Genomic DNA, 4,443 nt, shown 5'->3' on the forward strand with positions numbered 1-4,443 from the left:
GTCGTTTTTACGTAGGGCGTTGCCCTACGCTATATAATTAAGCCCTTTCAGGGCACTCCGCAAAATTATCATTTACCATCTCAAAACAGAAATTAAAACAACTCTTGAAAAATGGATAAATTTGCAATGATAATTTTCGGTGCGTCGGGTGATCTGACCAAGCGTAAGCTGATGCCCGCCCTTTACTCCCTCTACCGTGAAAAGCGGTTGACCGGAGAGTATTCTATATTGGGTATCGGGCGTACGGTCTACTCTGACGATAACTACCGTTCCTATATATTAGAAGAACTGCAACAGTTCGTAAAGTCCGAAGAACAGGACACAGCTCTGATGGCTTCGTTTGTCTCCCATCTCTACTATTTACCGATGGACCCGGCAAAAGAAGAAGGTTACCCGCAACTCCGCCAACGTCTGGTCGACTTGACTGGTGAGGTAGACCCGGACAACCTGCTGTTCTACCTAGCCACTCCGCCGTCATTGTACGGAGTAGTGCCCTTGTACCTGAAAGCTGCCGGACTCAACACCCCCCATTCACGTATCATTGTCGAGAAACCTTTCGGTTATGATCTCGAATCGGCACGTGAACTGAATAAAACGTATGCCTCTGTTTTCAATGAGCATCAAATTTACCGTATCGACCATTTTCTGGGTAAGGAAACAGCCCAGAATGTACTGGCTTTCCGTTTTGCCAACGGTATCTTCGAACCTCTCTGGAACCGTAACTATATCGACTACGTGGAAATTACAGCCGTAGAAAATCTGGGTATCGAACAACGTGGCGGATTCTATGAAACGGCAGGTGCACTGCGGGATATGGTGCAAAATCACCTGATCCAGCTCGTAGCCCTTACGGCTATGGAACCGCCCGCTGTTTTCAATGCGGACAATTTCCGTAACGAAGTAGTGAAAGTCTACGAATCTCTTACCCCGTTGAATGAAGTGGATTTGAACGAACATATCGTTCGTGGACAATATACAGCCTCCGGCAATAAAAAAGGCTACCGTGAAGAAAAAGGAGTGGCTCCCGATTCGCGCACGGATACTTATATTGCCATGAAACTGGGCATTAGCAACTGGCGCTGGAGTGGCGTTCCGTTCTACATTCGTACAGGTAAACAAATGCCGACGAAAGTAACGGAAATCGTCGTTCATTTCCGTGAGACACCTCATCAGATGTTTCATTGTGCCGGTGGCAACTGTCCGCGGGCTAATAAATTGATTCTTCGTTTGCAACCGAATGAAGGAATAGTGCTCAAAATCGGAATGAAAGTCCCCGGCGCAGGTTTTGAAGTGCGCCAGGTGACGATGGATTTCAGTTACGCGCAGTTGGGCGGCGTACCCAGTGGCGACGCTTATGCCCGTCTGATAGACGACTGCATCCAGGGTGATCCGACTTTATTTACTCGAAGTGACGCAGTAGAAGCCTCATGGAAATTTTTCGATCCGGTACTCCGTTATTGGAAAGACAACCCCGACGCACCTCTCTACGGCTATCCCGCAGGTACATGGGGACCTCTGGAAAGCGAAGCGATGATGCACGAACATGGGGCCGACTGGACGAATCCTTGTAAGAATTTGACGAATACAGATCAATATTGTGAATTATGAAACTATCAGTTTTTCCCTCATCTATTGAAACTTCACGAGCATTGATACTCCGCTTGGTGGAAATCATGAATGAAGAGCCGGACAGAGTGTTCAATATCGCAGTCAGCGGTGGCAACACACCTGCTCTGATGTTCGATTTGTGGGCGAATGAATACATGGAAATTACCCCGTGGGATCGTATGCGGATTTATTGGGTGGATGAACGTTGTGTGCCTCCCGATGATTCGGACAGTAATTACGGAATGATGCGCAACCTCCTTTTGGGTTTGACTCCTATTTTGTATGAAAATGTATTCCGTATCCGTGGAGAGGCGAAGCCTGCGAAAGAAGCGGTTCGCTATTCGGAGTTAGTCCGGCAGCAAGTGCCGCAAAAGCGTGGCTGGCCCGAATTTGATATTGTACTGTTGGGAGCCGGAGACGACGGACACACGTCTTCCATCTTTCCCGGACAAGAAGATTTGCTGACTTCAAACTCTATTTATGTAGTCAGCGCCCATCCCCGTAACGGGCAGAAGCGCATCGCAATGACGGGATACCCCATTCAGAATGCCCGCTATGTCATTTTCCTGATTACCGGAAAAAATAAAGTCGACGTAGTAGAAGAAATCTGTCATTCGGGAGACACTGGCCCCGCAGCCTATATAGCTCATCACGCGCAGAATGTAGAGCTATTTGTGGATAAAGCGGCTGCCGCATATATTGACGATAGTAATAAAAAGATGAACTAGAACTGTTTCGTTGACGAAACTAACAGAAAAAAGAAAAATATGAATCCTTATCAAAATTCATTTGGAGGTAATATCCCGCAGGACGTAGCCGGGAAACAAGGTGAAAATGTCATTTTTATTGTTTATACTCTAAAAGATACTCCCGAAACTCTTGATAAAGTAAAAGATGTATGTGCTAATTTCTCGGCCATGATTCGCAGCATGCGTAATCGTTTCCCCGAACTGATGTTCAGTTGTACGATGGGCTTTGGCGCCGATGCCTGGAGCCGTCTTTTCCCAGAAAAGGGAAAGCCGAAAGAACTGAACACTTTTGAAGAGATCAAAGGCGGAAAGCACACGGCAGTCTCTACTCCGGGCGACATCTTGTTTCATATCCGTGCAAAACAGATGGGATTGTGTTTTGAGTTTGCTTCCATCATTGACGAGAAGCTCCAGGGCGTAGTTGAACCTGTCGATGAAACTCACGGTTTCAGGTATATGGACGGCAAGGCCATTATCGGCTTTGTAGACGGAACAGAGAATCCGGCAGTTGATGAGAATCCTTATCATTTTGCGGTGGTAGGAGAGGAGGATGCTGATTTTGCAGGAGGAAGTTATGTTTTTGTACAGAAGTACATTCACGATATGGTTGCATGGAATGCTTTGCCTGTGGAAGAACAGGAGAAAGTGATCGGTCGTCGTAAGTTTAACGATGTCGAGCTTTCTGACGAGGAGAAACCTCAAAATGCGCATAATGCCGTCACTAATATTGGTGATGACCTGAAAATTGTGCGTGCCAACATGCCATTTGCCAATACGTCTAAGGGAGAATATGGCACATACTTCATCGGTTATGCAAGTACGTTCAGTACGACCCGGCAGATGTTGGAAAGTATGTTCATCGGCAATCCGGTAGGGAATACCGATCGTTTGCTTGACTTCAGCACAGCTGTAACAGGAACACTTTTCTTTGCTCCTTCCTACGATTTGCTGGGAGAATTGGGCGAATAAAAAAAGAAAAATAAGAATAAAAGATTGGAGGAGGATTACACTTTGGTAATCTCCTCCACTATATATTGATCTTTCACTCTCCTGCAGGTACATACAAAGTATTCCGGATGTTTCAGGGCTCCTTCTAAAGTATCAGGAAGAATCATCTCTTTGGTACGTCTATCCATTGCCACCGTTGCATATAGAATACCCTCTTTTTCGCATCTCTCAATTAATGCATTTTTTAGTTCTTCTACGCTATATTCCATTTGTGTGAGACTTTATCGCTGCAAAGTTATGGAAAATATGTATATTTTGTGCAATAATATTCTTGTAATATATAAAAATAGCTCCCTAGTTCGTCCGCCGACGAGGGAGCTATCAACACAAAAACTAAACTAGACACATTTTTGGAAATCTAGTTGTATATTCTGTATATCAATTATATAGTCCTGCTTTTTTTTATGGTTCGACCATAATTCGACCATTTGATGTTTTATGTACTATCAAGATTTCTATATTTCATATTTTATATTACTTTAAATATTATATTTGCGCATTGTCAAACTAAAATAGTGCGTTTATGAAATCGTTATTAAAAAATGTCCTAAGAAGGATAAGTAAAAAACAATCTTCTAAAGAAGATAATGCGACAGCCTTTTATCCCCAGTGTTGTGCAAAAGTGGATGATTCCGCTCGTATGCGTATAAAAATGTCTTATGACCAAAATGTAAAAGAAACTATATCAAGCTTGAAAACACTTGCTAATGATATGTCTAGTGGCTTTGTTACTTTTAAAAAGTTTCAGACTAGGCGTTATCAATACAACCCGGATGCAGATGCAACTCTATATGCTTCAAGACTGCTTCGTGCAGCTTCTATATTGGAGTTCCTATTAACTGATCCTGATAATAAATCTTAGAGATTCATTTTTTCAGCTAGAGCAGAGAGCCCTATCAGTAGTTCAGTTATATTTTTGGCTTTTCCGACAACATCATCAACTTTCGCTGCTGTATCAGGGCTTAACTCCTTTTCTAATCGTTCTAGCTGCATTTGAAATGTATCAAAACTTAATATATATAAGTCTCTTTCAACAGTGAATCCCCCTTTTTCTGCAAAATTGAATCTTTCAAAATTC

5 protein-coding genes and 1 pseudogene are annotated in these 4,443 nt (G+C 43.3%); 4 read left to right on the forward strand and 2 right to left on the reverse strand.

What is annotated here, in order from left to right:
- The first annotated feature begins 111 nt into the window (after window positions 1-111).
- Genes zwf through KFO40_RS25185 form a run of 3 tightly spaced genes read left to right on the forward strand, consistent with a single transcriptional unit; the run spans window position 112 to window position 3,326 of the window.
- Window positions 112-1,608: a glucose-6-phosphate dehydrogenase gene (gene zwf / locus KFO40_RS25175; RefSeq protein WP_004314090.1), complete on the forward strand. Its 1,497-nt coding sequence runs from the start codon at window positions 112-114 to the stop codon at window positions 1,606-1,608.
- Window positions 1,605-2,336 carry a 6-phosphogluconolactonase gene (pgl, locus tag KFO40_RS25180; protein ID WP_211146924.1) on the forward strand — a complete coding sequence of 244 codons (732 nt, stop codon included), beginning with the start codon at window positions 1,605-1,607 and terminating at the stop codon, window positions 2,334-2,336. Before zwf ends, pgl begins: the two co-directional genes overlap by 4 nt.
- 39 nt (window positions 2,337-2,375) lie before the next feature.
- Entirely contained in the window at window positions 2,376-3,326 is a 951-nt protein-coding gene (locus tag KFO40_RS25185) for a Dyp-type peroxidase (RefSeq protein WP_087318372.1), read from the forward strand.
- 35 nt (window positions 3,327-3,361) lie between these two features.
- Here the strand turns inward: KFO40_RS25185 and KFO40_RS25190 are convergent, their stop codons facing one another.
- Window positions 3,362-3,574, reverse strand: a complete 213-nt coding sequence (locus KFO40_RS25190; RefSeq protein WP_004314093.1) for a hypothetical protein — start codon at window positions 3,572-3,574, stop codon at window positions 3,362-3,364.
- Window positions 3,575-3,888: 314 nt separating this feature from the next.
- Between KFO40_RS25190 and KFO40_RS25195 the strand changes: the two genes are divergently transcribed.
- Window positions 3,889-4,227, forward strand: coding sequence for a hypothetical protein (locus KFO40_RS25195; protein ID WP_004300192.1), 339 nt, complete (start codon window positions 3,889-3,891; stop codon window positions 4,225-4,227).
- Here KFO40_RS25195 and KFO40_RS25200 read toward each other — a convergent pair.
- Window positions 4,224-4,443, reverse strand: a pseudogene (locus KFO40_RS25200) (hypothetical protein); the annotation flags it as partial. The gene KFO40_RS25195 and the pseudogene KFO40_RS25200 overlap by 4 nt on opposite strands.

The organism is Bacteroides sp. 1001302B_160321_D4 (assembly GCF_015667765.1).
Taxonomy (GTDB): domain Bacteria; phylum Bacteroidota; class Bacteroidia; order Bacteroidales; family Bacteroidaceae; genus Bacteroides; species Bacteroides xylanisolvens.

What these genes read in the sequence shown, in the direction of transcription:
- zwf (WP_004314090.1), top strand. Translation starts at nt 112, where the DNA reads ATGGATAAATTTGCAATGATAATTTTCGGTGCGTCGGGTGATCTGACC.
- pgl (WP_211146924.1), top strand. Translation starts at nt 1,605, where the DNA reads ATGAAACTATCAGTTTTTCCCTCATCTATTGAAACTTCACGAGCATTG.
- KFO40_RS25185 (WP_087318372.1), top strand. Translation starts at nt 2,376, where the DNA reads ATGAATCCTTATCAAAATTCATTTGGAGGTAATATCCCGCAGGACGTA.
- KFO40_RS25190 (WP_004314093.1), bottom strand. Translation starts at nt 3,574, where the DNA reads ATGGAATATAGCGTAGAAGAACTAAAAAATGCATTAATTGAGAGATGC.
- KFO40_RS25195 (WP_004300192.1), top strand. Translation starts at nt 3,889, where the DNA reads ATGAAATCGTTATTAAAAAATGTCCTAAGAAGGATAAGTAAAAAACAA.